General features: G+C 71.7%; 24 protein-coding genes and 1 pseudogene. 7 read left to right on the plus strand and 18 right to left on the minus strand.

The features are described from left to right. Positions 1-206: 206 nt before the first annotated feature. A complete protein-coding gene (locus tag ICC28_RS16930; protein WP_223188962.1) occupies positions 207-632 on the minus strand; it encodes a DUF2000 domain-containing protein in 426 nt (141 codons plus the stop codon). Positions 633-681: 49 nt separating this feature from the next. Here ICC28_RS16930 and ICC28_RS16935 point away from each other — a divergent pair, with 49 nt between their 5' ends. Further along, positions 682-1,482 (plus strand): helix-turn-helix transcriptional regulator, encoded by an 801-nt coding sequence (locus ICC28_RS16935; RefSeq protein ID WP_188289396.1) that lies wholly within the window; start codon positions 682-684, stop codon positions 1,480-1,482. A gap of 18 nt (positions 1,483-1,500) precedes the next feature. Further along, positions 1,501-2,166 (plus strand): methyltransferase domain-containing protein, encoded by a 666-nt coding sequence (locus ICC28_RS16940; RefSeq protein WP_188289397.1) that lies wholly within the window; start codon positions 1,501-1,503, stop codon positions 2,164-2,166. Here the strand turns inward: ICC28_RS16940 and ICC28_RS16945 are convergent. From ICC28_RS16945 to mshA, 5 genes and pseudogenes are all read right to left on the minus strand, one after another. Next, a complete protein-coding gene (locus ICC28_RS16945; RefSeq protein ID WP_223188963.1) occupies positions 2,148-2,939 on the minus strand; it encodes a hypothetical protein in 792 nt (263 codons plus the stop codon). The genes ICC28_RS16940 and ICC28_RS16945 overlap by 19 nt on opposite strands. A gap of 102 nt (positions 2,940-3,041) precedes the next feature. Continuing rightward, positions 3,042-3,254 carry a hypothetical protein gene (locus ICC28_RS40585; protein ID WP_223188964.1) on the minus strand — a complete coding sequence of 71 codons (213 nt, stop codon included), beginning with the start codon at positions 3,252-3,254 and terminating at the stop codon, positions 3,042-3,044. Positions 3,255-3,590: 336 nt separating this feature from the next. Continuing rightward, positions 3,591-4,104, minus strand: a pseudogene (locus ICC28_RS16950) (ABC transporter permease); the annotation flags it as partial. Positions 4,105-4,197: 93 nt separating this feature from the next. Beyond that, on the minus strand, positions 4,198-4,698 hold the full coding sequence (locus tag ICC28_RS16955; RefSeq protein WP_188289399.1) for a YbjN domain-containing protein: 501 nt from the start codon (positions 4,696-4,698) through the stop codon (positions 4,198-4,200). Beyond that, positions 4,691-6,028, minus strand: a complete 1,338-nt coding sequence (gene mshA, locus ICC28_RS16960; protein WP_188289400.1) for a D-inositol-3-phosphate glycosyltransferase — start codon at positions 6,026-6,028, stop codon at positions 4,691-4,693. The genes ICC28_RS16955 and mshA overlap by 8 nt, the downstream gene beginning before the upstream one ends. Before the next feature lie 252 nt (positions 6,029-6,280). On the opposite strand from mshA, the gene ICC28_RS16965 reads away from it, so the two are divergent. The 3 genes from ICC28_RS16965 (at position 6,281) to ICC28_RS16975 (ending at position 10,185) form a co-directional block, all read left to right on the plus strand. Next, a complete protein-coding gene (locus ICC28_RS16965; RefSeq protein ID WP_188289401.1) occupies positions 6,281-7,078 on the plus strand; it encodes a class I SAM-dependent methyltransferase in 798 nt (265 codons plus the stop codon). A 428-nt stretch (positions 7,079-7,506) separates the two neighbouring features. After that, positions 7,507-8,610, plus strand: a complete 1,104-nt coding sequence (locus ICC28_RS16970) for a C40 family peptidase (RefSeq protein WP_188289402.1) — start codon at positions 7,507-7,509, stop codon at positions 8,608-8,610. A 285-nt stretch (positions 8,611-8,895) separates the two neighbouring features. Further along, positions 8,896-10,185, plus strand: a complete 1,290-nt coding sequence (locus tag ICC28_RS16975) for a PP2C family protein-serine/threonine phosphatase (protein WP_188289403.1) — start codon at positions 8,896-8,898, stop codon at positions 10,183-10,185. Between the two features lie 30 nt (positions 10,186-10,215). Here the strand turns inward: ICC28_RS16975 and ICC28_RS16980 are convergent, their stop codons facing one another. The 4 genes from ICC28_RS16980 to ICC28_RS16995 form a co-directional block, all read right to left on the minus strand. Next, positions 10,216-10,560: a DUF2516 family protein gene (locus ICC28_RS16980; RefSeq protein ID WP_223188965.1), complete on the minus strand. Its 345-nt coding sequence runs from the start codon at positions 10,558-10,560 to the stop codon at positions 10,216-10,218. Positions 10,561-10,665: 105 nt separating this feature from the next. After that, positions 10,666-11,325, minus strand: a complete 660-nt coding sequence (locus ICC28_RS16985) for a hypothetical protein (RefSeq protein ID WP_188289404.1) — start codon at positions 11,323-11,325, stop codon at positions 10,666-10,668. An 80-nt stretch (positions 11,326-11,405) separates the two neighbouring features. Beyond that, positions 11,406-12,011: a helix-turn-helix domain-containing protein gene (locus ICC28_RS16990; protein WP_188289405.1), complete on the minus strand. Its 606-nt coding sequence runs from the start codon at positions 12,009-12,011 to the stop codon at positions 11,406-11,408. Positions 12,012-12,125: 114 nt separating this feature from the next. Next, positions 12,126-12,851, minus strand: coding sequence for a class I SAM-dependent methyltransferase (locus ICC28_RS16995; protein WP_188289406.1), 726 nt, complete (start codon positions 12,849-12,851; stop codon positions 12,126-12,128). 156 nt (positions 12,852-13,007) lie between these two features. On the opposite strand from ICC28_RS16995, the gene ICC28_RS17000 reads away from it, so the two are divergent. Next, positions 13,008-14,117, plus strand: a complete 1,110-nt coding sequence (locus ICC28_RS17000) for a protein phosphatase 2C domain-containing protein (RefSeq protein WP_188289407.1) — start codon at positions 13,008-13,010, stop codon at positions 14,115-14,117. A 58-nt stretch (positions 14,118-14,175) separates the two neighbouring features. Here ICC28_RS17000 and ICC28_RS17005 read toward each other — a convergent pair whose 3' ends face one another. The 6 genes from ICC28_RS17005 to ICC28_RS17030 form a co-directional block, all read right to left on the minus strand. Continuing rightward, the gene (locus ICC28_RS17005) at positions 14,176-16,212 is read right to left on the minus strand and encodes a HelD family protein (protein WP_188289408.1); all 2,037 of its coding nucleotides are present in this window, start codon (positions 16,210-16,212) and stop codon (positions 14,176-14,178) included. Between the two features lie 41 nt (positions 16,213-16,253). Then, positions 16,254-16,877 carry a TetR/AcrR family transcriptional regulator gene (locus tag ICC28_RS17010; protein ID WP_188289409.1) on the minus strand — a complete coding sequence of 208 codons (624 nt, stop codon included), beginning with the start codon at positions 16,875-16,877 and terminating at the stop codon, positions 16,254-16,256. 34 nt (positions 16,878-16,911) lie between these two features. Beyond that, positions 16,912-19,056 (minus strand): aminoglycoside phosphotransferase family protein, encoded by a 2,145-nt coding sequence (locus ICC28_RS17015; RefSeq protein WP_317454032.1) that lies wholly within the window; start codon positions 19,054-19,056, stop codon positions 16,912-16,914. Positions 19,057-19,269: 213 nt separating this feature from the next. Beyond that, positions 19,270-20,115: a GntR family transcriptional regulator gene (locus ICC28_RS17020; RefSeq protein WP_317454033.1), complete on the minus strand. Its 846-nt coding sequence runs from the start codon at positions 20,113-20,115 to the stop codon at positions 19,270-19,272. Positions 20,116-20,292: 177 nt separating this feature from the next. Further along, complete coding sequence (locus ICC28_RS17025) at positions 20,293-21,093, minus strand: HAD family hydrolase (RefSeq protein WP_188289411.1); 801 nt, start codon at positions 21,091-21,093, stop codon at positions 20,293-20,295. Next, on the minus strand, positions 21,042-21,920 hold the full coding sequence (locus ICC28_RS17030; protein WP_188289412.1) for a winged helix-turn-helix domain-containing protein: 879 nt from the start codon (positions 21,918-21,920) through the stop codon (positions 21,042-21,044). Before ICC28_RS17030 ends, ICC28_RS17025 begins: the two co-directional genes overlap by 52 nt. Positions 21,921-22,071: 151 nt before the next feature. On the opposite strand from ICC28_RS17030, the gene ICC28_RS17035 reads away from it, so the two are divergent. Next, a complete protein-coding gene (locus ICC28_RS17035) occupies positions 22,072-22,260 on the plus strand; it encodes a hypothetical protein (protein ID WP_188289413.1) in 189 nt (62 codons plus the stop codon). A 35-nt stretch (positions 22,261-22,295) separates the two neighbouring features. On the opposite strand, the gene ICC28_RS17040 is transcribed toward ICC28_RS17035, so the two are convergent. Further along, the gene (locus ICC28_RS17040; RefSeq protein ID WP_282702901.1) at positions 22,296-23,198 is read right to left on the minus strand and encodes a winged helix-turn-helix domain-containing protein; all 903 of its coding nucleotides are present in this window, start codon (positions 23,196-23,198) and stop codon (positions 22,296-22,298) included. Between the two features lie 284 nt (positions 23,199-23,482). After that, positions 23,483-24,727, minus strand: coding sequence for a GNAT family N-acetyltransferase (locus ICC28_RS17045; RefSeq protein WP_188289415.1), 1,245 nt, complete (start codon positions 24,725-24,727; stop codon positions 23,483-23,485). Positions 24,728-25,093: the final 366 nt, after the last annotated feature.

Below are 25,093 nucleotides of genomic sequence, written 5' to 3' on the forward strand. Positions count from 1 at the left end.
CCACCCAACCACCGCCGCCACCCGGGCAGTTCGCTCCGCGGCCTCCGCATCCGTGCGAACGCGGGCACGAATCGGGGGCCGTATCTCTACACGCCGCTTCCCACAACAGCCCCCACAGGCCTTGCCGTCGCCGCCGCGAACAGGACATCTCCGCACCAACGGAACCCACCTACCGGCGAGTTGCGCACGCCCTGTGCAGATTCCGGTCACGGGTGCATCCGCGCCCCCTTCAACACCTTGTCCACCGCGTTCCGCGGCCCGTACACCGCCAGTCCGACCACATCCAGCTCCCGCGTCGGCACCGCCCGCACCGCCGCCCGGTTGTCGCGGTCGTTGCCCGTGACGAACAGGTCGCTGGTGAAGACCGCCCGGGGCAGCGCGCGGGACAGCACGCGCGCGTGGGCCGCCGTCAGCGTCTCCTTGGTGCCCTCGAAGACCAGCACCGGCTGGCGGAACATGGGCAGGTACGGGACGCCGTCCGCGTCCTCGTAGGGCTCGCCGATCACCTCGGGCAGCTGGGCGCCCAGGCCGCTGACCAGGAACGCGGTGACGTTCAGGCGCTGCCAGATCTCCAAATCCGCGCGCAGCAGGACGGCGATCTTGGTGTCGTACCGGAGGGGTTCAGTGGTCATACGACGAGACTGCCGACCGGTGCGCGACGGTGTCTTGTACGTTCTTTGCATGGCCGCCCGGCAGGAAGTCACCGCGTGGCGTCCCCGTGTGCCGGGCGTCACGGAGGTCTTCCACGCCCGCTTCACCGAGTACGCGTATCCGATGCACGTCCACGAGGCGTGGACGCTGCTCATCGTCGACGCCGGGGCCGTACGGTACGACCTCGACCGGCACGAGCACGGCACCCCGCACGACACGGTCACCCTGCTGCCGCCGCACGTCCCGCACAACGGCTCCCCGGCCGGCCCGGGCGGCTTCCGCAAGCGCGTCCTCTACCTGGACGGCACCCACCTCGGCGACGAGCTCATCGGGGCCGCGGTGGACGGGCCGGACCTGCGCGATCCCGTACTGCGGCGGCGGGTGGGGCAGTTGCACACCGCGCTGGCGCGGCCCGGCGAGGAGCTGGCGGCGGAGAGCAGGCTGACGCTGGTGGGCGAGCGGCTGCGGTCGCATCTGCGGCCCCTCGGCGCCGCGCACCCCCGGCGGGCGGATCCCCGCCTGGCGCGGCTGCTGCGCGAACTCCTCGACGAGCGCGTCGTGGAGGGCCTCGCGCTGGACGAGGCGTCCGCGCTGCTGGGGGCCCATCCGGCCCATCTGGTACGGGCGTTCAGCACCGCGTACGGCATCGCGCCGCACCAGTACCTCAACTCCCGCCGGGTCGACCGGGCGCGCCGGCTGCTGCTCGACGGGCGGCCGGCCGGGGAGGTCGCGGTGGCGACCGGGTTCTACGACCAGGCCCATCTCACCCGGCACTTCCGGAAGTTGGTGGGAGTGACCCCGGGCCGGTACACCCGCGCGCGGGAGCGCTGATCGCCGTACCCTCCCTGCATGGACTGGCATGCGTGGCACGACGCGTACGACGCCCCCGACTCCTGTCTCAGCCGACGCCTGGCGCTCGTCCAGGAACGCATCCGTACCGCCCTCGACGAGGCCCCGCCGGGTCCGCTCCGCGCGCTCAGCCTCTGTGCCGGTCAGGGGCGTGACCTGATCGGGGCGCTCGCGGCGCATCCGCGCGGCGGCGACGTGCAGGCCCGCCTCGTCGAACTCGACGAGCGGAACGTGGCGGCGGCCCGGCGGCTGGCCGCGGCCGCCGGTCTGCCCGGGGTCGAAGTCGTCGCCGGGGACGCCGGGTTGACCGACCACTGCGTCGGCATCGCCCCGGCCGACCTGGTCATGCTCTGCGGCGTCCTCGGCAACCTGACGGACGCCGACACCGAACGCGTCCTCGACCACTGCGTGCGGCTGTGCCGGACGGGCGGCACGGTGGTGTGGACCCGGACCCAGCACTACGACACGCGCGTGTGCGAGTGGCTGGAGGAGCGGGGGTTCGAGCGGGTGTGGGTGACCGGCCCCGACATCCCCTACGGGGTCGGGGCCCACCGCTTCACCGGCGAGTCCCTCCCCCTCGTCCCCGGGGAGCGCATGTTCACGTTCGTCGGCTACCAGGCCCTGCGCCGACCGGCCCCGGGCACGGCTCAGGTGACGTCTACGTAGTCGCCCTTGGCCTTCGCGCCGCCCGTCGTCGCCGTCTCGCCGAACGCCCAGCGCCAGTAGCCGTCGGCGGAGGCGGTGACCGTGGTCTTCAGGTAGCCGGCGGAGCTCGCCCGCACGTACTTGACCGTCTTGTACGTGCGGGTGCCCGCCTGCCGGAACTGGAGCTTGGCCAGCTTGCCGGGGAAGCCGACGTAGGTGTGCTTGACCCAGTCCGCGCGCTTGGCGCTGCCCTTCACGGTGATCGTCGCGCCCTTGGCGACCGGCTCGGGGGAGGCGTTGACGGTGGCCGTGGCCCGCCGCTTGACCGGAATGCTGCCGAAGCCGGTCAGGTACTCCTCGGCGTCGGGCTGGCCGTCGGAGCCCCAGGTCCGGGCGGAGACGGCGATCTTCCAGGTGGTGGCGTCCTTGTTGGAGTCCAGGCGGTACGGCGGGTCGATGTAGAGCTCCCCGTCGGCGAACCCGTTGTCGTAGAAGGTGACGCTGCCCGTGTAGATGCCGCCCTTTTCGGCTCCTTGGGCGGCCGTGACGTCGTGGTACAGGAAGGGGAACGCGTCGATCTCGGAGTACGAGTAGCCCGAGGGCTTGGAGACGTTGAACGTGAAGTCGGGGGTGACCTCGGCCTTGGTGCCCACGATGATCGGCTTGCCGTTGTTGATCACCAGGTTCTTCACGGTGATGCCGGTGTCCGACGCTTCCGCGACCGGGGCGGTGAACGCCACGAGGGCGAGCGCTCCCGCGAGTGCGGCCGCGGTGCCGGATCTGCCTGCGCGCATGTACAACCTCTTCATAAGTGTGATTGGTATTGGCTGCGGCAGGCTAACAACAGGCGTACAGCCTCTGGGGCGTCGGAGACGAGCATGTGCGGTTGTGCGCGTTCAGCCGCGGGCGACCCACGGCTGCCACTTCGTGCTCGCGGCGATCTCCGTGACCTGTTCCATGGTCAGCGGCGGAGTGTTCACCTGCGCCGGGCCGTGCTTGCTGTCCGTGCCGTTCGAGACGATGATCACGATCCGGGTGCGGTCCTCGCGCAGGACATCGGCGGTGCGCCGCACGAACGTCCCGTCCGTGTCCTCGTAGGCGATCTGCACCGAGCCGTCGTGGTGAGTGGGAAGCCGCCCTGCACACTGACCTGCACCTCGGCCGTCCCGCCGGCCGCGGTCATCAGGAGCACCGACACCGAGCGTGAGTCCCGCCGCGCCCCACTGGGCCTGCCTGCGTCGCCCGAGCCGACGCCCCCTGCTCACGTCCGCGCTCGCATTCCTCATGACGCCGCGGGGGGCTGGTCTTGTACGTGTCCCGTGCGAGAAGTTCGTCTGAAGCGGCGGGTCGTGCACACAGACGAATGCCGCGGCCTCACCCACCACACAGTGGAAGAAGACCGCGGCCTGTGACAGAGCCCACCGCATCGAACGGACGGCGGTCCATCGGCGCAGTGCCTCCGCCGGCTGGATACGAGCAGCGCGCCACGCAGGGTAAAGGCCAGCCACCAGTCCGGTGACCAACCCGATGGCCGGAGCGGCGACCACGGTCAGCGTGCCAAGGCTGGTGCCTATAAGACCGCCCAGGGCGCCCAACGAGCCGGATTCTGCCAAGAACTGAAGGGTGATGTGACCGCCTCTGGCTCCCAGGGCCCGCCGCCGACCGATCTCGCCGGGGCGCTCCAGAACGGCCACCAATGTCGTGTGGGCGATTCCGACCGCACCAATGACGAGACAGATCGCGGCCAGCAAAAGGAACAGCTGTTGGAGATCCGAGGTCACGTTTCCGCGGAGGGTCTTGGGACCGGGCGGGGGTGGGCCTTGAAGTACTCGGCGTGGTCCGGGCGCAACGCTGTGGCGCCAGCCTGGCCACCTGTTGGGCTGCTCCGATCTCGGTTGAGATCAGCATCTTTGCCCCGCCCGCAGCAGGTTCGCCCCACAGTTCCTGCGCCGTGGACCGGGAAGACGCGATTCCTCAGCCGACGGCGCCTGCAAGTCGACTGAATTCCCTTCAGGAACAACCGCGACTTCTGCGTCAATTCAGACCAGTGCCTCACGCCGACGGGCGACGGAGCAGATGCGTGAACGCGTCCAGGTTGTGGGTCGGTTCGCCTCGGGACACGCGCCACTCGTACTCGCGGCGGATGGCGCTCGCGAAGCCCAGTTCCAGGAGGGTGTTGAAGGCGCCGTCGGTGGCTTCGAGGACCTGGCCGAGGAGGCGGTCGAGGTCCTCGGGGGTGATGGTGGAGAGGGGGAGGCGGGCGGTGACGTAGATGTCGCCGAGGTGGTCCACGGCGTAACCGATGCCGTAGAGCTTGAGGTTGCGCTCCAGGAGCCAGCGGTGGACGCCGGGTTCGTTCTCGTCGGGGTGGCGGATGACGAAGGCGTTCAGGGAGAGGGTGTGGCGGCCGAGGAGGAGGGAGACGGTGGTGGAGAGTTTGCGGGTGCCGGGGAGCTGGACGACGTAGGTGCCGGGCTCGGGGCTCTCCCAGGAGAGTTCGGCGTCCTTGAGGAAGCCCTCGATCACCCGCGCTGCGTTGTCTGCCTCAGCCATGGTGCGAGCGTACGCGACGGCGGTGGGCCTGGGCCGCGGCCGTGTAGACGTCGGCCGTGGCGGCGGCCGCGGTGTCCCAGCCGAAGGACTGGGCGTGCCGGGCGGCGGCCTCGCCCATCCGGGCGGACAGCAGGGGGTTGTCGGCGAAGTCGCTCAGCACGCGCGCGTAGGCCGCGGGCTGGTGGCCCTGGACGAGGAAGCCGGTCTCTCCGTCCCGTACGGCCACGGGCAGGCCGCCGACCGCGGCCGCGAGGACCGGTGTGCCGGCCGCCTGGGCCTCTATCGCGACCAGGCCGAAAGACTCGCTGTAGGAGGGCATGACGAGGACCGAGGCCGCCCGGAACCAGTCCGCCAGCTGGTCCTGGCCGACCGGCGGGCGGAAGCACACCACGTCGGCGATGCCGAGGCGGGCCGCCAGCTTCTGCAGGCCCTCCGGCTTGGCGAGGCCGCTGCCGCTGGGGCCGCCCACGACCGGGACGACCATGCGGGAGCGCAGCTCGGGCCGCTCCTCCAGGAGGACGGCCACCGCGCGCAGCAGCACGTCCGGGGCCTTCAGGGGCTGGATACGGCCCGCGAAGAGCGGGATCAGGGCGTCCTGGGGCAGGCCGAGGCGGGCGCGGGCGGCGGCGCGGCCGTCGGCGGGCGAGAAGCGGTCGAGGTTCACGCCGGGGTGGACGACGGCGACCTTGGCGGGTTCGGCGCCGTAGTGGCGTACGAGTTCGTCGGCCTCCTCCGCCGTGTTGGCGATGAGGCGGTCGGCGGCGGCGACGATCTGGGTCTCGCCGATGACGCGGGCGGCGGGCTCGGGGGTGTCGCCGGCGGCCAGGTTGGCGTTCTTGACCTTGGCCATGGTGTGCATGGCGTGCACCAGGGGGGCGCCCCAGCGCTGGGCGGCGAGCCAGCCGACGTGGCCGGAGAGCCAGTAGTGGGAGTGGACGAGGTCGTAGTGGCCGGGGCGGTGGCCGGCCCACGCCTGCATCACGCCGTGCGTGAAGGCGCACAGCTGGGCGGGGAGTTCCTCTTTCGCCAGGCCCTCGTAGGGGCCCGCGTCGACGTGGCGGACCGTGACGCCGGGGGCCATTTCCACCGTCGGCGGGAGCGCGGCGGTGGTCGCGCGCGTGAAGATCTCCACCTCGATGTTGATCGCGGCGAGGCGCTGCGCGAGCTCCACGATGTAGACGTTCATGCCGCCGGCGTCGCCGGTGCCGGGCTGGTGGAGCGGTGAGGTGTGTACGGAGAGCATCGCGACGCGGCGCGGGCGGCGGTGCAGGCGCAGCCGCGGGGGTGCCGCCGGGGAGCGACGCCCGAGCCTGCTGACGTAGTGGCTCACGTGGCGGTCCTCCTCGCTGCGGGCATGCCTCTGGGAGGACGTGCGGGCCCTCCACAGGGGTGGAACAGCGGAGGGGGCCACTCCATTTCCCGTCGGGGTGTTTTTGCCGAATCATTACCTGTGGTCGCTCAACCGTTCGAGTGCGGTCGAGGTTCCCTCGCGCCACACGCCCTCGCGGCGCGTCGTGGCACAGGGGCGTACGACGCCCATCGGGCCCGACGGGACGCGCTACGGCCGCATACCCTCGTACGTATGACAGCCCGCGCAGCCGCCGCCCGCCCCGTGGGAACGGTGACGCGCGGGACGACCAACCCCAACCGCCTGCGCCGCATGGACCGCTGGATCGCCGCGGTGCACGGCGCCGAGCTGCGCCGCGCCGACGACCTCGTCGCCGTCGACCTCGGGTACGGGGCGGCCCCCTGGACGGCGGTCGAACTGCTCGCCCGGCTGCGGACTGCGGCCCCAAGCGCGCGCGTGGTCGGCGTCGAGATCGAACCGGCCCGGGTCGCGGCGGCCCGGCCGTACGAGCGCGAGGGGCTCGTCTTCCGGCACGGCGGCTTCGAGATCCCCATCCCCCAGCGGCCGCTGCTGATCCGGGCGGCCAACGTGCTGCGCCAGTACGACGAGGCCGAGGTCGCCGCCGTGTGGGAGCGGCTGTGTTCCCGGCTCGCGCCGGGCGGGCTGCTGGTCGAGGGGACCTGCGACGAGATCGGGCGCCGGCACGTATGGGTCGCGCTCGGGCCGCAGGGTCCGCGGACGGTGACCTTCGCGACCCGGCTGGGTTCCCTGGAACGCCCCTCGGACCTGGCCGAACGGCTGCCCAAGGCGCTCATCCACCGCAACGTCCCCGGCGAGCCGGTCCACGCCTTCCTCCGCGACTTCGACCGCGCCTGGGCCGCCGCCGCGCCCTACGCCTCCTACGGCGCCCGCCAGCGCTGGCTCCGCGCGGTACGGGACCTCACGGCCGACTGGCCGGTGACGGACGGACCGTCGCGCTGGCGACAGGGCGAAGTGACGGTGGCGTGGGGGGCGTTGGCGCCTCGGGGGTGAGTTGGCGGGGGGGACTTGGCGAAGGGCGTGACTCGGCGAAGGGCGTGACTTGGCGAAGGGCGTGACTTGGCGGTGGGGTGGGTCGCGCGGCCCGGCGCTGTCGGGGTGCCGCCTGCGCCCACCCGTGCCGCCCCAGCGGCACGACTGCCCGCAGGGTGGACGGGCGTGCGCGGCAACCCGCCGCGCCGAGGCCGCCGTACCACCCCTGACCTGCGGGGAACGAACTCCGCGAGTCGTTCGTCACAAAGGCGGGGAGATCGTGAACGTGGGGGCGGGAGAAGGGGGAAGCAGCAGAAGCCACGCGTGGCCGGGGATGGTCACTGGTGGCGCTGCGTCTGTCGTGACCTCTGTCGCTTTGCGCCACGGCATGGCACGATCCCCCAGACGTCCGCAAGTTACTGACGGTTAACCAGGTTGGGGGAAGAGGTATGGGTACGGGCAGGCGCGGCCTGATCACTGCTGCCGTCACCGTGGTCTGCGCGGTCACCGTGCTGGCGGCACCCGGCACCGCGTTCGCGAATCCGAGCCCCGCACCCACATCGAGCGCGACGCCGAGTCCGACGTCGACCCCCTCCGCTCCCCCGACTCCCGTGACCAACGAGGAGCTTGAGGCCGTACGCGAGAAGCTCGACCGGCTCTACCACGACGCGGCCGTCGCCACCGACGCCTACAACGCCGCCGAGGAGAAGGCCGAGAAGCAGTCGGCCGAGATCGTGGCACTGGCCAAGAAGATCGTCCAGGGCAAGAAGAAGCTGAAGAAGCTCAAGGACCGCGCGGGCGCCGCGGCCGCCTCCCAGTACCGCACCGGCGGACTGTCCGACGAGGCCCAGTTGATGCTCAGCGACGACCCGCAGGAGTTCCTCGACGGCGCCGGCCGGGTGATCCAGGGGCAGCGCGCCACCAAGGGCCTGCTCGCCGAAATGACCCGCGCCCAGAAGGACTTGGAGCTGTACGCCAAGGACGCCTCCGCCCAGTGGGAGAAGCTGGAGGCCAACCGCAAGGCCAAGGCCAAGGCGAAGGCGAAGGTCAAGAAGCAGATCGCCGCGGCCGAGAAGCTGGAGTCCGAGCTGGAGACGGAGGAGAAGGAGCGCCTCGCCGAGCTGGAGAGGAAGGCCGCCCAGGAGGCGCAGACCGAGTGGCTCGACTCCGGCATCCTCGACGAGATCGACGGCGAGGCGACCGCACAGGGCAAGCGGGCCGTCGAGTTCGCGACCGCCCAGCTCGGCAAGCCGTACGAGTGGGGCGCCGAGGGCCCCGACAGCTTCGACTGCTCGGGCCTGACCTCGCAGGCCTGGGCCAGCGCCGGCCAGGGCATACCCCGCACCTCGCAGGCGCAGTGGCAGCAGCTCAAGCGCATCGACACCAAGGACATGCGCCCCGGCGACCTCATCGTCTACTTCGACGACGCCAGCCACATCGGGATGTACGTCGGCGACGGCACGATGATCCACGCCCCGCGCCCCGGGCGCACGGTGACCCTGGCCGGGGCGGGCTCGATGCCGATCCTGGGCGTGGTGCGGCCGGGCACCTGAGCGCGTTTCCCGTGTCTCCGTTCTCCGTCACATGACCCCGGTCACGTGACGCACCGCACGGCCGGCCGCGCCCCCGCTCCGGACGGACGTGACCTTCGTCATCCCCGCGCCCTTTCCGCCCTGCCCAACTGCGATACGGAACGCGGCATATGACGGCGGCGTGGAGTCCACCGACGTGGCCTGCACCATTCCTTTACGGCGCCGACTACCGCTATGGTCCCCGTCGGTGGGTCGAGGTCCCTCGTACCCGCCATGCCCTCGGGGGGAGGGAAGGAACTCACAACCATGCCCGTACCCGTACCGCGGCAGAGAGCGATCCCGGCCGTGGAAAGTGGTCAGGCGCAGGGCACGCCCACGGCCGGCGGCCCCTCCAAGGACGACACCCACGCCAAGGACGGCACCCACACGAACCTGACGCTGCTGCTGATCGAGGACGACCCGGGCGGCTCCACGGTCCTGCCCGAGCTGCTCGACCGGTCCGGCAGGCCGATCCGGGTCCGCGCCGCCCGCAACCTCACCGAGGCCGAGCGGCTGCTCACCGACGACGTCCACTGCATCCTGCTGGACCTCGCGCTGCCCGCCCCCGGCCAGGGGGAGGGGGACGACGAGCTCGCCGTACTCAAGCACGTGCTGGAGCTGGCGCCCCGGCACGCCGTCCTGGCGCTCACCGCGTCCGAGGACGCCGAGCGCGGCGCCGAGGCAGTGCGCGTGGGCGCCCAGGACTACCTGCTGCGCGACGAGCTGGACGGCCGGCTGCTGAGCCGCGCGATCCGGTACGCGGTGGAGCGGAAACGTTCCGACTCGGCCGAGCGGCGGCTCGCCGAGGGCCGGGTGCGGGCGCAGGAGAACCGGCGCCTGGAGCGCGGCCTGCTGCCCACGCCGCTGCTGGAGGGCTCCTCGCTGCGGTTCGCCGCGCGCTACCGGCCGGGACGTTCGCGCGCCCTGCTCGGCGGTGACTTCTACGACGTCGTCCGCACCGCGGACGGCACCGTGCACGCCATGATCGGCGACGTCTGCGGGCACGGCCCGGACGAGGCCGCGCTCGGTGTGGAGCTGCGGATCGCCTGGCGGGCGCTGACGCTGGCGGGGCTGTGCGGCGACGAGCTGCTGGGGACGCTTCAGCAGGTGCTGGAGCACGAGCGGGCGGACGACGAGATCTTCGCGACGCTGTGCACGGTGGACATCGCGCCGGACGGGCGGCGGGCGGGCCTGTGCCTCGCCGGGCACCCGTCACCGCTGCTGGCCCGCCCCGGGCGGGCGGCGCGGCTGCTGCCGTACGACAACAACGGGCCCGCGCTGGGGCTGCTGCCCGGGGCCCGGTGGCCGCGGATGCAGGTGGAGCTGGGGCCCGAGTGGAGCCTGATGCTCTACACCGACGGCCTGATCGAGGGGCGGGTCGGCGCGGGCCGGGAGCGGCTCGGGCAGGACGGGATGGTGTCGATGGTCCGGCGCCAGCTGTCCGAGGGACTGCGGGGCGAGGAGCTGCTGCGCGCGGCGGTCACCGAGGTCCGGGAGCTCAACGGGGGCGAGCTGACCGATGACGTGGCCGTGCTGCTGCTGGACCGGGCGGGCTGAGGCGCCCGCGCCGGCGGCGAGTCTGCGGGGTCAGCGCCCGCCGTTCCACGGGCCGTACGGGCCGTCGCTGCTGCTGCCGCCGCCACCCCCGCGTCGGCGGCCCCAGCCGCCGCCGGAGACCTGGATGAGGGCGGGGCGTACGTCCACGAGGAAGACGATCGAGGCGATGAGGCCCGCGATCTGGAGGAAGAGCATCGGGATCAGGAGGTTCACCGCGACCGCGATGCCGAGGATGATCAGCCAGAAGCCCTTGCTCTGCTTGCTGGACGCGCGGTACGCGTCCTCACGGAAGAGGGCGGCCATCACGAACGCCACCACGGCGAACGCCAGCATCGCGAGGTAGAGCAACCACATCAACCCTGCGAACCCCTGCATCAGCACAACGTCCACCACCCGACTCGGCTCGTCCCTACGCGGTCACCGTACCCGTAGAACGGGCCGGACACCCCCAAGGTGCCCGGCCCGCCCGGATGCCGCCGATTACTTCGCGGGCGGCGTCGTCTTCTTCGCGGTGGTCTTGCGCGGCGTGGTCTTCTTGGCGGCGGGCTTCTTCGCCGGGGCGGCCGCGGCGGACTTGGCCTCGGCGGGCTTGTCCTCCGCCTTGTCCTCCCCCTTGACCTCGACCGGCTCGGCCTTCGGCTCGACGGCCACGGCGAGCTCCTCGATCTCCTCGGCCATCTCGCCGCGCCAGGTCTTCACGGTCTGCTCGCCGTGCTCGGCGACCTTCTCGTAGGTCTCGCGGGCCTTCACGGCGTACTCGGCGGCGACACCGACACCGCGCAGCGCGAAGTCCTGGGCGCTCTCGCCGAACTTCTTCAGGTCGGCGTCGATCGTGGTGCCGAGCTTCTTCAGGTCGCCGTCGAGGGTGTTGAAGAACTCGGTGACCTTCGCCTGCAGGGTCTCCTGCGTCTCCTTGACGCGGGCACCGGCCTCCTTGGCGCGCGAGGCGGCCTTCTCCTGGACGGCCTTCGGGTCGGTGTTGCGTACGGCGTCGATGCGGGCCGGGGCCTCGGCGCGCAGCTGCTCCACCAGACCGGGCACCTTCTTGGCCTCCTGGAAGGCCAGATCACCGGCGCCGGCGAGGAAGTAGAGCGGGGTCGGGTCCGTAACGGCCTTGCGGATGTCGTCGGTGATGGCCATGGTGATGGTCCTCCCGGATCACTTGCAGTTGAGGGTTTTTTTGTGTCCCGCGGCGGTGCGACCGGCCGATGAAGCTCGGCTCAGCCTGCCGACTGCTGCGGGTCGTGCGGATCTTGCTCGTTCTGCGTGCTCTGCGTGCTCTGCGTGTTCTGCGTGCTCTGCCGCTTGGGCGAACTCCGTCGCTTGCGCGGTCTCTGCTCCGCGGCGTCCTCGCCGCCACCGGACGTGCGGGTACGGCGCTCCACGGGCCCGGCGTCCTCGCCGTCCTGATCGTCCTGATCGCCCGTCGCACCGTCGCTCAACGAGACGTCCCCGAGGGGGGTTTCGTCCGGCATCCCGAACCCGTTCTCCTTGCGGAAGGACTCGTAGATCTGGAGCAGCACCTGCTTCTGCCGCTCGTTCAGCGTGGGGTCCGCGAGGATCGCGGCCCGCGTCTCCACCTCGTCCCGGTCCCGCTCCGCGTCCAGGATCCCGGCGCGCACGTACAGCGTCTCGGCGGAGATCCGCAGCGCCTTGGCGACCTGCTGGAGCACCTCCGCGCTCGGCTTGCGCAGCCCGCGCTCGATCTGGCTCAGATACGGATTGGACACCCCGGCGGCCTCCGCGAGCTGCCGCAACGACAGCTGCGCATTGCGCCGCTGCTCACGCAGATACTCACCGAGATTGCCGACGTTGAGCGTTGCCATACCTCCACCCTGCACCACCCACGCTAACTATTGCAAGCACCCGCTTGCAAAAGTGCGCTACGTCATGCCGGGCTCCACCGCTACAGAGACAACCCGGGTGCCCCCTCCCCCCTCCTACGAACGCCGCGCGACGAAGACCAGCTCCTTGCCCGGTCTGTCGGGTGCGTCGCGTACGGCCTGCACCGTGTATCCCTGGGCGACCAGGTCCGCCTCGACCTCCTGCCGGTCGCGGAAGCGCAAGGTGGAGTCCGACGTCAGTACCTGGCCGTCGGAGGCGAACACGTAGGTCCAGCGGAACGTCACCAGTGGTTCGCTGACGTCGATCAGCTGGACCCAGCTCTGGACGGCGCCGACGTCCGGGATGTGCGTCACGCGGTACGAGGCCTCGCGGTTCCAGTGCTCCCAGGCGCGTCTGGCCGGATCCCGGGTCTCGAACACCAGACGACCGCCGGGCCGCAGTGCCTCGTACGCGCCCCGCAGGGTCTCGCGCCATGCCTGCGGATCCTGGATCTCCTGGGCGGCGTTCGCCGTCATCGTGGCCAGGTCGGCCCGCATCGGCGGAAGGGTCGTGGCATCGCCGCGGATCCAGTGCACTCGCTCGCCGCCCGGTTTGGCTCGGGCCACGTCGAGGGAGGCCTGGGCGGGATCGACACCCACGACGTGGATCCCGCGTGCGGCCAGCAGAAGCGCGAACACGCCTGTTCCGCAGCCGATGTCCAGCACTCGACGTGCTCCGAACTCCTCCGTCATCCGGACGTACGCGTCGAGATCGCTGCGATCGGGGTCGAGTGGGTCGTAGATCGCGGCGAGCCGTGGGTGCGTGAAACATTCGTCGGCCATGCGGCCCAACGTACGGACTGCCGAGTCGGGACGCCCTCCGACCGGGTGGGAGACCATCGGCCCGGGCCGGGCAGAACCCTTGGTTGACCTTCACCTTGGGGGAGCCCGCAGCATCGGTGGGGCCGGGCGACGTGCCCGGCACGAGGAGGAGCGGGCATGGAGTTGCTGACCATCGGGGCGTTCGCGAAGGCGTCCCGGCTGTCGCCGAAGGCGCTGCGTCTTTACGACGAGCTCGGTCTGCTGACTCCCGCCCGCGTCGACCCGGTGACCGGCTACCGCCTCTACGCACCCGAGCAACTGGAGCAGGCCCGACTGGTCGCCTGGCTCCGACGGCTCGGGATGCCTCTCGCCCGCATCCAGCAGGTCTGTGCGCTTGCGGCAGGTCCGGCGGCCGAGGAGGTCCGCGCGTTCTGGGCCCAGGTCGAGGCCGACACCGCCGCACGGCGGGACCTGGCCGCCTTCCTCATCGACCACCTCTCCCGGAAGGACCCTGCCATGTGCCCGACCACCGAGCCCCTCGGCATCCGTTACGCCGCCCTCTCCGACACCGGCCTGGTCCGTGAGAGCAACCAGGACACCGTCTACGCGGGGTCCCGCCTGCTCGCCGTCGCCGACGGCTACGGCAGCGGGGGCGCTCCGGCAAGCGCCGCCGCAGTCGACGCGCTCAAGAGCCTCGAAACCGACAGCATCCCGGCGGGCAGTCTCCTCAACGTCCTCGAAGACGCGGTCGACCAGGCCGAGCGGGCCGTGCACGGCGTCTTCGGCGGGCTCTCCCCTTCTCCCAAAGACGCCGAGGACGCCGAAGACGCCGAAGACGCCGGGACGACGCTCACCGCGATGCTCTGGACCGGCTCGCAGCTGGCCCTCGTCCACATCGGCGACTCCCGCGTCTACCTCCTGCGCGACGAAGAGCTGTTCCAGATCACCCACGACCACACCATGGTGCAGTCGATGGTCGACGAAGGGCGCCTCAGCCCGGAGGAAGCCGCCTCCCACCCCCAGCGGTCCCTGCTGATACGTGCCCTGGGCCGAGGAGCCGACTCCACACCCGACATGCGCCTGCACGACGCCCGGCGAGGAGACCGCTACCTGCTCTGCTCGGACGGTCTGTCCACCGTCGTGCCGAGCGAAGAAGTCCGCCGAGTGCTCTGCGACGTCAGCGAGCCCGAGCGGGCGGTCCGCGAACTCGTCGCCCTCGCCAACGGCCTCGGCGGCCCCGACAACGTCAGCTGCGTGGTGGCCGACGTGACGGAGCTCCCGCGGTAGGAGCGAGCGGCATGCGGGGCGAGTTGCTGTGCGGGTGAGCCGCCCCTGACGGGGTCCGTCAGAACGGCAGCTCCGCGGTGTGCACCACCTCCAGGGTCGACACCGACCGGGTCAGGGCCACGTACAGGCGGTGCAGGCCGCGGGGTTCGGACGCGGCGATCGTCTGCGGCTCCACGACGACGACATGGTCGTACTCCAGGCCCTTGACAAGGCTCGCCGGTACCACGGTCAGCCGGTCGGCGGGGGTGAGCGTCGTGCGCAGGCGGGGTACGTCGGCGTCGGCCGCGACGACGCCGACGGCGCCCTCCCGCGCGAGGGCGTCGCGTACGGCGGCGGCGACCGCCGCGGGCAGCTCGGCGGCCGGCACCCGCCGCAGCCACAGCCCGCCGTCCCGGCGCAGGGAACGAGCCGGCGGCACGTCGACGTCGAGGCGGGCGAGCAGCCGGTTGGTCAGTTCCGCGACGGCGGCGGGCATGCGGAAGCCGGTGGTGAGCGGGACCAGGGCCGCGTCCGGCTTGCCCAGGTGGCCGAGGAGTTCCGGCCAGGAGCGCGCCGCCCACGGTGTGGTCCCCTGGGCCAGGTCGCCGAGGACCGTGAGCGATCCGAAGGCCGCCCGCCGGGCGACGGCCCGGCACTGCATCGGGGAGAGGTCCTGCGCCTCGTCGACGACGATGTGGCCGTACCCCTCCGGGTGCTCGATCAGTCCGGCCAGCTCGTCGAGGAGGACGAGGTCGGCGGGCGACCAGCGGGCCGACTTCCAGGTCCGCGGCGGCTTCGCCCACAGCAGCGCCTGCTGCTCGTCGGCGTCGAGCAGGCCGTCGGCGGCCGCCGCCAACTCGTCGGGCCCGGAGAGGAGTTCGGCGAGCACCTCCTCCGGCCGCACCCGCGGCCACACGGCGTCGACGTACGCGCCGACGCCCCGCCGCCCGCTCATCGCGCGCACCCAGGCGTTCGGCCGGGGCCCCGCCCGCCGCTCGGCCTGCCGCCGCAGGCACCCCACGGCCCGGGTCCGCACCCGCTCCCGCCCGACCTCGTACGGCAGTTCCTCGGCGCGTACCTCCCGCCCGACCTCGTACGGCAGTTCCTCGGCGCGTACCTCCCGCACGATCGCGGCCAGTTCGTCGGCCTCGACCCGCCAGCGGTAGGAGCCGTCCGGTACGACGAGGGGGGCGGCGTTGTTGTCGTCCACGCGCGCGTACTGCGCCCGGCGCAGTACGCGGGCCGTCCGGACGTCGTGCTTGAGGGCCGCGGCCCGTTCGTCGTCGGTGCCGGTGGCGGGGCGGCGGGCGATCTCCTCTTCGAGGGTCGCCTGGCGTACGCCGGTCTCGCCGAGGGCCGGGAGCACCTCGGAGATGTAGGAGAGGAAGGTGCGGTTGGGGCCGAGGATCAGCAGGCCGGAGCGCTGGATGCGCTGGGGGTGGGTGTAGAGCAGATAGGCGGCGCGGTGCAGGCCGACGGCCGTCTTGCCGGTGCCGGGGGCGCCCTGGACGCAGACGGAGACACCGGCGTCGGCGCGGACGAGGTCGTCCTGCTCGGGCTGGATGGTCGCGGCGATGTCCCGCATGGGGCCGACCCGGGGCCGTTCGATCTCCCGCGCGACGATCTCGCTGACCTGCGACTCGCCCCGTGCGAGGTGCTCGTCCTCCAGCCCGGTGAGGTCGGCGGAGTCGCCGCGGCTGCCCGCCGCCCAGCCGAACCTGCGCCGTACGGCGACGCCCTGCGGGTCGCGGGCGCTCGCCTGGTAGAAGGCCCGGGAGACGGGGGCGCGCCAGTCGACGACGAGGGGCGGGGCAGCGGGGTCCTCGGTGATCCGCAGCCGGCCGACGTGGTAGCGCTGCCCGGTGTGCGGGCCGTCGCCGAAGTCCAGGCAGCCGAAGAACAGCGGTCCTTCGGGCAGTTCCCGCATGGCCTTCGCGCGGCTGCGCAGCCGGTAGCCCAGGACCTCGGCGTCGGCCCCGGAGGCGGAGACGTCCTCGCCGACGACGATCTGTTCGTCGGCGTGGGCGGCCATGGCGGCGAGGGCGGCCCGGCAGCGGTCGTGGTGGATGCGTTCGTGGCGGAGGGCGTCCTGGAGGGCAGGGTCGGCTGACGTCATTCCACCGAGCGTAGCGAAATAACGTAACCGAGTTAAATTTTTTACCGAGTCTCGCGTGTGGTGGTGAGCCCCGGCAGCCCCTTCTCCAGCAGCCCGAACGCCCGCTCGGCGGCGGCCACCGCGTCCGCCTTCACCTCCGCCGCCCGCTCCCCGGCCGCGATCCGCCGCCAGTTCTCCTGCGCGAGCACCCGCTGTACGGCGATGATCTGCCCCGCGGCCAGCCGCCCGTCCAGGCCTCCGCCGAGCGCCTCGGCGAGGGCGGCCTCGGACCGCTCGAACCAGCCGAACATCCGGGCCATGAGCGCGGGGGTGCCGTACAGCAGGGAGTGGAAGGCGAGCACCTGCGGATGGTCGTTGAGCCCGGTGATCGGATCGCACCGCTCAAGACCGTCCAGGAAGTGCCGCCGCAACGCCTCCAGCGGCGTCGGCCCCTCCCCCGCCACCCGCGCGGCCTCCCCCTCGTGATCGGCGATCCGGTACAGGACCAGGTCCTCCTTGGCCGGGAAGTACCGGAACAGCGTCGGCTTGGAGATCTCGGCGGCCGCGGCGACCTCCGCGACGGACACCGCCTCGAACCCCTTCTCCAGGAAGAGCCGCACGGCGATGTCCGACACGGCCTCGTACATCCGCCGCTTCTTGCGCTCCCGCAGGCCGGTCTCACTCATGGGTCGAGCGTACGCAGTGCGGCACGCCGCGGTCTCAGGCCAGGGCCCGGGTCAGGAAGCGGTTCGGGGTCAGGCGGGTGCGCAGGCCCAGGATGCCGACGGCGGCCTTCAGGGTGACCGCGTAGGCGTCCACGGCACGGCGGACGTTGGGCGCGTCCAGGCTGGTGCCGGTCACCAGGCGGTCCAGGTCGACGTACGCGGAGCGCAGGATCTCGACCCGCTGGTAGGCACGCCAGTCACCGCGCCAGCCCGCGGTGTGCTCCGGCGCCAGCCTGGACGCCCAGCGCCCCTGCATGCGCTCGCGCAGGTGCTGTCGGACGGGGGTGAGGTGTATGTGCCGGACGAGGTCGTACAGCGGGTCGCCCACCACCGCCATCTCCCAGTCGATGATGGTCAGCCCCCGGCCGTCGGGCGCGCACACCAGGTTCCACGGGTTCAGGTCGCCGTGCAGCAGGACGGGGGTGCGCTCGCGCACCTGGTACTGGGCCAGCACCCGGTCCAGCCGCTCGGCGTCGGGCAGCCCCAGCAGCCGGGCGAGCTGCTGCGACTCCTTCGGCAACTCGGCGACGAGCTCTACGAGTTGACCGCACAGCCAGGGGTAGAAGCGCCCCTCGCCCGCGGTCGGGTCGACCTTCTTGTAGTCGACCGTCGTCAGGGCGTGCAGCTGGTCCACCAGGCAGTCCGCCTGGAGCAGCCGCAGTCCGTCCACCGGGTGGGCGGGGCGCAGCCCGGAGTCGAGGGGCGGGCCCTCGTAGGAGTGGATGGCGAAAGGTTCCCGCCGACTGCACTTGCCGAGGGCGAGGACTCTGGGCGCCGAGACCCCGCACTGCGACTCCTCGATGACGCGGAGCACGGCGTGCTCGCTCAGGTATCCGCGCTCGCGCCGGCAGACGTTCGCCACCTTGCGGCGCACCACCACCGGGAAGTCCGTACCCGGTACCCGCACCACGGAGTTGAGGTGCCCGGTGCCCTTGAAGACCCGGTTCGCCGGGGCCGCGCCCTCGGCGTGCAGCGCCTCGGTCACGGCGGAGTCCGGGAACTCCGACCGCTCGGGAACCCGGCTGTCCCGGGTCCAGCCGCGGTTCCGGTCCCGCGGCGCCCCCTCGCCGAGTCTGGCCTCCCGCCACCGGTGCAGGATCGTCTCGATCTCCTGCTCGCCCGGCAGGTTCCTGAGCTCGAGCGGCCCGGCCGCCGCCCCGAGCGCCCGGTGCACCGACGCCGTCGCCTCGTCCAGGCTCCTCTGGTCGGGCGAGTCCAGCAGGGACCGTGCGGCGCGCATCACGTCCGGGTAGACGGACTGCGCCCGCTCGAAGGCGACGTAGCGGCGCAGGTCCTTGGCCATGCCGCGGGTGGCCGCGGGGTGGATCCGTTCCATGGCGTCCGCCCAGGCCCCGGTGACCTCCTCCCACTGGTGGTCCGGATAGCGCATGCGCACGAGATGCGTGGCGAGGTCGTGCAGGGGGTCGCCGTAGGTCGCCAGCTCCCAGTCGACGCAGATCAGCGGCGGGGCTCCGCCGTACGACACGATCAGGTTGTCCCGGTGCAGATCGGCGTGGAGCAGGCTGTACGGACGTGGGGCCAGCTCCGGCACGCGGTCGGCGAAGCGTTTCAGGGCGTCCTCGGGCACGCCCAGGGCCACGAACAGGCCGCCGAAGTCGTCCCAGTTGGGCTGCCGGATCTGCCGGTCCGCCATGCGTGCCAGGGTCCGCAGGAAGCCGCTGCTGTCCCCGTGGTCGCGCGGCCAGCCGAACGGCAGCGGCGGCAGCGTCCGCGGGCACACCTCGGTCATCCGGGCGAGCAGGTGGGCGAGTTCGGTGACGAGTTCGCCGTCCACGGCTCTGCCGTTGCCGCACACGGTGGACAGCGGGACGCCCTCCACATAGCTGTGGATGGCGAACTGGCTCGTCCGGACCAGGCACTTCGGGGCGGGCAGGACACTGCCGACGGCGTCGAGGATCGCGGCCTCGTCCTGCCAGGTCCTGATCACCACCGGCAGTGTCCTGGGCTGCCGCATGCGCACGGTCACCGAGGTGCCGGCTTCGAGGCCGAGGTGCGGGGCGGCCTCCTCGGTCACCGGCAGGACGTAGTTCTGGTTGTGGTGTCCCCGGGCCGACTGGCCCTGCTGCGTGGCCCGCAGCACGAGGGACCAGATCTCCGAGGGGGTGGTGCGTTCTCCCACGTGGGGAAGGGGCAGAGGTGGTGCGCCCACAGGTCGCTCCGGTGCATCGCGAGAGGCGGAAGGGTCTGGCAAAACCTAGGTGCGGGCGGTATCAGGCACGCCCGGATCCGGGCGGGAGGGGCACAAGGGGGTGGAGGGCCGCTCTGCCTCATACACGTGCGCGGAGGAACGATCGCTCAGCGGTGCGCGCATGCTAGCGCACGGCACCGGGCGCTACCGGGAGAGTTGGTGCCACACCGAGTCGAACCAGACGCGCATGCTGTCCACGAAGACGGAGCCGGGCGAGTCCGGGTCCTCGTCCTTGATGTGGTGGGTCAGCGTGGCGCCGAGGCCCAGCACGTCGTAGGACTCGATCACCTCGCCGGTGTCCAGCTCCATGGGGCGCACGATGACCTCGTACATGCCGTGCAGGGCCTCGACGCCGTTGAGCAGGTAGAGCTTGAAGGCGGGGGTCAGCGGGGCCTGCCGGATGTCCACGTCGATGTGCTGCACGTACTCCTCGGTCCTCAGATCCCGCAGCAGGCGTCGCAGCGAGGCGGTGTACCGGCGGCTCATCTCGCGCATGCGCTCGCCCGGGCGCGGGTCGGAGGGGTCGTCCCGGGACCGGGGGTAGGGCATGACCATGTCCTCGGCGGGCAGCAGCATGCGCAGCGCGATGCTCCGGGGCTGGATCTCGGCGCGCCGGATGCGCTCCGCCTGGAGGCGGATGTGCGCCTCCAGGGACTCCGAGGTGAGCGTGTAGACGTCCAGGGTGACCTCGGGGCGCTCGAACGCCTCGCTGATCAGGGGGCCTAGCGTGACCGGGCCGAAGTTGCGGCGGGCGGCGGGCGGGGACTGGATGCGGCGGGTGTCGGTCACCACCCGGGAGCCGCTGCCCTGCCGCGACTCGATCCAGCCCTCGCCGACCAGTTCCCGCAGGGCGCGCTGGACGGTGTCGCGGGAGACCCCGAACTCGGCCGCCAGTTCCCGCTGGGAGGGCAGGTTGACGCCCATCGGGTAGGTGCCGTCGGTGATCCGGTTCCTGAGCTCGCCGGCGAGCCTCTCGTACTCCTTGTCCACCACTGGACCGTACCGCCCGCCCTGCAACCGCACACCGGCATCCGGCCAATTGGGCTGCACTGCGCGCGAGTTGGTTAGGCGATCTACCGGTAGGGGCAGACCCACATCAAGCAACCAGTCCAATTGGACGGCAAGTTGAACGCACCAATCCGGATGACGGAAAGGCCGAGGCCGATGTCAGCCCTGCCCGCGGATCACCCTCAGCAACGACCACAGCGACCCCACCACCGCCGTAGCCCCGGCCTCCCGCAGCAGCCCCTCCTTGCGCCCGTTGCGCGCGTAGCCGAGGAACGGGACCCCGGCGCTGCGCGCGGCCTCGTGGTCGGAGGGGGTGTCGCCGATCATCAGGGCCGCGGAGGGGGCCGCACCCATCGCGTTCAGGGCGCGGTGCAGGCAGTGGGGGTGGGGTTTGAGGTGGTGCAGGTTCTGGGTGCGGCCGTAGACGTGCGGGGCGAAGCAGCCCTCCAGGCCGCGGCCGGAGAGATAGGTGCGCACCACGCGCGGGGAGTTGTTCGTGACGACGGCCAGCCGCGCGCCGACCGCCGTCCAGGTGCGGATCAGCGGGTCGGCGTACGGGGTCGGCATCGCGGAGGCCGTCGCCCGCAGTTCCTCCTTGGTGAGACGTTCCTCCAGCTCGGCCACCAGGTCACTGCCGGGGTGCCGGCGGTCCACGGCGCGCAGCACGACGTGCGGGTCGAGGGTCTCGCGTTCGCGCTCCGTCAGCAGACCGTGCAGGCCCCGCCCCTCCAGCCACTCCACGAGGTCGGTCGCCACCCGCTCGGCCGCGTGACCGGCGAACAGGCGGCAGACGGGCCCGTCGAAGTCCCAGAGGACCACACGGGCGTTCCCGACCAGCTCCCGGAGCATGTCCGGGTCGCTCTCCGCCTCGGCCGCCACCGGTTCAGTCTGCCTCGTATCAGAAGTCACTAGGAGAGTGTCAGGTCCGTGGTGATGGTTTCCCAGAGGGCGTCGAACCACTTCTGGGATTCCTCCACAAAGGCCGCGTCCCGCTCCGCCGCCTGCTTGACGAAGGAGAAGAGCAGCGACTGGGAGCCGAGGGCGTCGTACATCTCCAGGGTCTGGCTCTCCCACTCCTCCGCCCGCTCGGTGAGCACGTAGTAGCCGATCAGCGCCTCCACACCGTTGAGCAGGTACAGCTTCACCGGCGGGGTGAACGGCAGGGCACGGTAGGCGACATGGACGTCGATGCCGTGTGTGGAGCGGAAGGACTGGAGGTTGTGACGCAGCACCTGGGCCTGGGCGTTGCGCATCGACAGCCAGCGCTTGTGCACCGGATCGTCCTCGCCGTGGGCCTCGACCAGGCGGGGGAAGGCCAGAGTGATCTCCCGGGAGGGGAGCAGGATGCGTACGTCGATCGACTCCGGGCGGACGGTGCCCGCATGGATCCGGCGCAGCGGCTCGCCGAGCGCCAGCATCAGGGTCTCGGCGGTGTGGCAGACGACGTCCACGCGCACCCGGCGGGCCGAGAACGCCTCCACCAGGCGGGGCGCGAGACCCACCATCGTCGGCTTCGGCTCGCCGCGCGCGGGGCCCGGTGCCGCGATGCGCGGTGGGCTGCCCTTGCTCACGTTGCTGAGCAGGCCGTCCTCCTGGAGGGCGCGCAGGGCCTGGCGGACGGTGCCGCGCTCCACGCCGAACTCCTCGGCGAGTTCGGCCTGGGTGGGCAGGCGGTCTCCCGCCTTGAGGTCTCCGACGCGGATGCGTTCCCGCAGGATGTCGGCGATTTCCTGGGGCGAGAGCCTTCTGCTGCCGTTCACTGCCACGTTCTCCTGGGTCACGACCAAACGCTACAACTCCATCCCATCTATGGGGAGTTGTTCGTAACTTGTTTATGAGTACTAACCAAGTGGGGACAACATAATCAAAGTTGGCACCAACTTGGCCGAGTTGGCGGAACCCTGGGATCAAGTTGGACGTCCAGAAGGGGGAACCATCGTGCCCGCTCTCGCCCTCCTCGCCGCCGTTGTCGTCGTCGGCATCGAACAGACGGTGCAAGTCGCCTACGGCACCACCGGCCTCGTCGGTCTGCTCCTGCTCACCATAGGCGTCAAGGCCAAGAGCCCGGCCGTCAGCTCCGTCGGCGCCGTCGTGCTCGCCCTCCTGGTCTCGGGACCGGCCCTGTGACCGTGCGGTACCCGGATCAGCCGCCCTGGGGGCGATCAGCTCGTGAACAGCAGTTCCGAACTGATCGTCTCCCACAGCGCGTTGAACCACAGGTGCGACTGCTCCACGAACGTGGTGTCCCGCAGCGCGGCCCCCTGCTCGAAGGCGAACAGCATCGACTGGGTGCCCTCGGCGTCGTACATCTCCAGGTGTTCGTGGTCGATCTCCTCCTCGCGGCGCGTCAGCGTGTAGTAGGCGAAGAGCGCCTCGGCGCCGTTGAGCAGGTAGAGCTTGACCGGCGGGGTGAAGGGCAGCGCGCGGAAGGTGACCCGCACGTCGATGCCGTGCGTGGACCGCAGGGCGAGCAGATTGTGCCGCAGCACCTGGCCCTGGGCGTTGCGCTGGGCGAGCCAGTGGCGGCGCAGCCGGCCCGCGGCCGTCACGTCGACCGGGGCCGGGAAGGCGAGGTCGATCTTGCGGCTCGGCAGCAGGACGCGGACGTCGACCTTGGCCGGATTCAGCTCTCCCGCGTGGATCCGGCGCAGCGGTTCGCCGATGGCGAGCGTGAGGGAGATGGAGGTCAGACAGAGGGCGTCGATCTCGACGTGCGGGGCGGCGAAGGCCTCCGCGATCCGGGGCGCGAGGGCCACCATCGTGGGCTGCGGCGGTGCTCCGGGGCCGGTCAGCGCCCGGCCGGGGTCCAGGGCGACGGTGGCCGGGCTGCCCTTGGAGACGTTGGTGAGCAGCCGCTCCGACTGCAGGATGCGCAGCGCCTGGCGTACGGCTCCGCGCTCGACACCGAACTCGTCGGCCAGCCGGGCCTGGGTCGGCATGCGCTGGCCGGGCCGCAGTTCGCCGGATCTGATCCGGGCGCGCAGCGCGTCGGCCACGTCACGGTGGGACTTCTGTGGCCGCTGCGACCTGTCCCGCCCATTGACGGAGGCGTGTTTCGGGTCCACGACAAAACGGTACAACTTCCCGCCATCTTTGGGCAGTTCACGGGAAGGTGGTTATGAGCCGCTTCCCAACGGCCATAAGAAGAGTGAAGTTGGTCGCCAACTTGAGCAACATGGTCAAGCTTTTTCAGGGGTTGGCGGTCCGAGGCCCAGAATCCGGCTGACCGGGCTCCCTTCCGGAGGGGAGCCGGGAGCCCGGCCAGTCTGCACCACCGCACAACAACCACAACTGAACAGCACGCTACGGATGAGTACGGAGGAACAGGCCTGTCATCGGCAGGAAGGGGCTAGAACAGGTCCGGGCACCAAGGCCGCCCGGACGTACGCAGCAGGGCGTCGGCCAGCCGGGCGGCGCCCGCTCGTTCTTCCCGCACCCGGCCGAGCGCGGCCAGCCGTACGGCGGACTGGTCGCCGAGCCACAGCGTGGCCAGGTCGGAGAGGCCGAGGACGAGGTCCGCGCCGTCGGTGGTGGGCGCACAGCTTCCGGCGCCGTCCGCGTCCGCCTCGACGCGGTACCGGCCGCCGCCGTCCACGACGTCCAGCACCAGCGTCCCGGCGCTGTCGTACGTGCGCGCCTCCATGGCCCGTACGACGTCCAGGATCCGCACCCACAGCCAGTCGGCCTGGGTGGTGAGCCGGGCGGCGCGCGGGTCGGGCAGGAAGTGCGGCAGCAGGTCGTCGGGGGACCGCCAGCCGCTCTTGACGGTCGTGATCCAGTCGATCGAGCACAGGTAGTGCCACAGGGCGCGTTCGGCGGCCGGGGTGACCCCGATCAGCCACTTCACCACCGCCGTGTTGAGCGGCTGCTTGCCGTCGCCCCAGTGGTGGTCGGCCGTGTACGCCACCATGCCCTCGACCTCGCCCGCGGCCGAGCGGTACACCGCGTAGTAGGGCTCGACGAAGTTGTGGAAGAACTTCACGACGCCGGTGGCCGTCTGCCACCACAGGTCGTCGCGGCTGACCGCGCCGGGCTGGGCGCGGCGCAGTCGCTCGTGCAGCTCGGGGCCGAGCTTGCGTACGTCGGCGGCGTCCACGAGGTCGATACGGCCGCCGTCCTCGGGGCCGGACCAGCGGGGGTCGAGGCCGGCCCGGGGCACGTCGACCGTCCACTCGGCCAGGGTGGTGGCGGGGCCGAAGCCGAAGCGGCCGTAGATCGGGTACTCGGCGGCGATGAGGGTGGCGACGACGTCACCGCGCTCCCTGGCGGCCGCGAGGTCCCGTTCCATCATGCGGCCGAGCAGGCCGCGGCGGCGGTGGGTGGGCGAGACGGTGACGTTCGAGATGGCGTCGGCCTGGACGGATGCGCCGCCGACGGCGGTGAGCTGCTGGTCGAAGGAGCGGAACGTGGCGACGCAGCGGTCGCCGTCGAACGCGCCGAGCAGGCGGCCGGGGACGAACCAGGGCTGGCGGGCGGCGAGTTGCTCCTCGGTGAGGGTCGGCTCGCGCAGGAAGCCGGTGTTCAGGGCGCGGTGCCAGTCGGCGAGTTCGGCCTCGGTGACGGGGTGGATGTCGATGTCAGCGGCGCGGGTCATGGACTCACGGTAGGCGCGGGCCTGCGGGGCTGTCGCGACGTTTTCCCTCGCCCCCGCCGCCCCTACCCGTCCCGTCCCCGGGGGCTGCGCCCCCGGACCCCCTCATCGGCCTGAACGGCCTCGTCCTCAAACGCCGGACGGGCTGTCTGCACCGACCGGCGCCGACAAGGGACCCGGGGCTGCCGCCCCCGCGGGTGGGTGGGGGCTCGGGACGGCCACCGCCCCGTCCTCGAACGCCGGACGGGCTGGATGCACCGACCGGCCCCGACAAGAGACCCACGGCTGCCGCCCCCGCGGGTGGGCGGGGGCTCGGGACGGCCACCACCCCGTCCTCGAACGCCGGACGCGCTGGATGCACCGACCGGC

It is taken from the genome of Streptomyces sp. TRM68416 (genome assembly GCF_014596915.1).
Taxonomy (GTDB): domain Bacteria; phylum Actinomycetota; class Actinomycetes; order Streptomycetales; family Streptomycetaceae; genus Streptomyces.

Coding starts and splice junctions, on each gene's coding strand:
- ICC28_RS16930 (WP_223188962.1), bottom strand. CDS start 632: ATGACCACTGAACCCCTCCGGTACGACACCAAGATCGCCGTCCTGCTG.
- ICC28_RS16935 (WP_188289396.1), top strand. CDS start 682: ATGGCCGCCCGGCAGGAAGTCACCGCGTGGCGTCCCCGTGTGCCGGGC.
- ICC28_RS16940 (WP_188289397.1), top strand. CDS start 1,501: ATGGACTGGCATGCGTGGCACGACGCGTACGACGCCCCCGACTCCTGT.
- ICC28_RS16945 (WP_223188963.1), bottom strand. CDS start 2,939: ATGCGCGCAGGCAGATCCGGCACCGCGGCCGCACTCGCGGGAGCGCTC.
- ICC28_RS16955 (WP_188289399.1), bottom strand. CDS start 4,698: ATGGCTGAGGCAGACAACGCAGCGCGGGTGATCGAGGGCTTCCTCAAG.
- ICC28_RS16965 (WP_188289401.1), top strand. CDS start 6,281: ATGACAGCCCGCGCAGCCGCCGCCCGCCCCGTGGGAACGGTGACGCGC.
- ICC28_RS16970 (WP_188289402.1), top strand. CDS start 7,507: ATGGGTACGGGCAGGCGCGGCCTGATCACTGCTGCCGTCACCGTGGTC.
- ICC28_RS16975 (WP_188289403.1), top strand. CDS start 8,896: ATGCCCGTACCCGTACCGCGGCAGAGAGCGATCCCGGCCGTGGAAAGT.
- ICC28_RS16980 (WP_223188965.1), bottom strand. CDS start 10,560: ATGCAGGGGTTCGCAGGGTTGATGTGGTTGCTCTACCTCGCGATGCTG.
- ICC28_RS16985 (WP_188289404.1), bottom strand. CDS start 11,325: ATGGCCATCACCGACGACATCCGCAAGGCCGTTACGGACCCGACCCCG.
- ICC28_RS16990 (WP_188289405.1), bottom strand. CDS start 12,011: ATGGCAACGCTCAACGTCGGCAATCTCGGTGAGTATCTGCGTGAGCAG.
- ICC28_RS16995 (WP_188289406.1), bottom strand. CDS start 12,851: ATGGCCGACGAATGTTTCACGCACCCACGGCTCGCCGCGATCTACGAC.
- ICC28_RS17000 (WP_188289407.1), top strand. CDS start 13,008: ATGGAGTTGCTGACCATCGGGGCGTTCGCGAAGGCGTCCCGGCTGTCG.
- ICC28_RS17005 (WP_188289408.1), bottom strand. CDS start 16,212: ATGACGTCAGCCGACCCTGCCCTCCAGGACGCCCTCCGCCACGAACGC.
- ICC28_RS17010 (WP_188289409.1), bottom strand. CDS start 16,877: ATGAGTGAGACCGGCCTGCGGGAGCGCAAGAAGCGGCGGATGTACGAG.
- ICC28_RS17045 (WP_188289415.1), bottom strand. CDS start 24,727: ATGACCCGCGCCGCTGACATCGACATCCACCCCGTCACCGAGGCCGAA.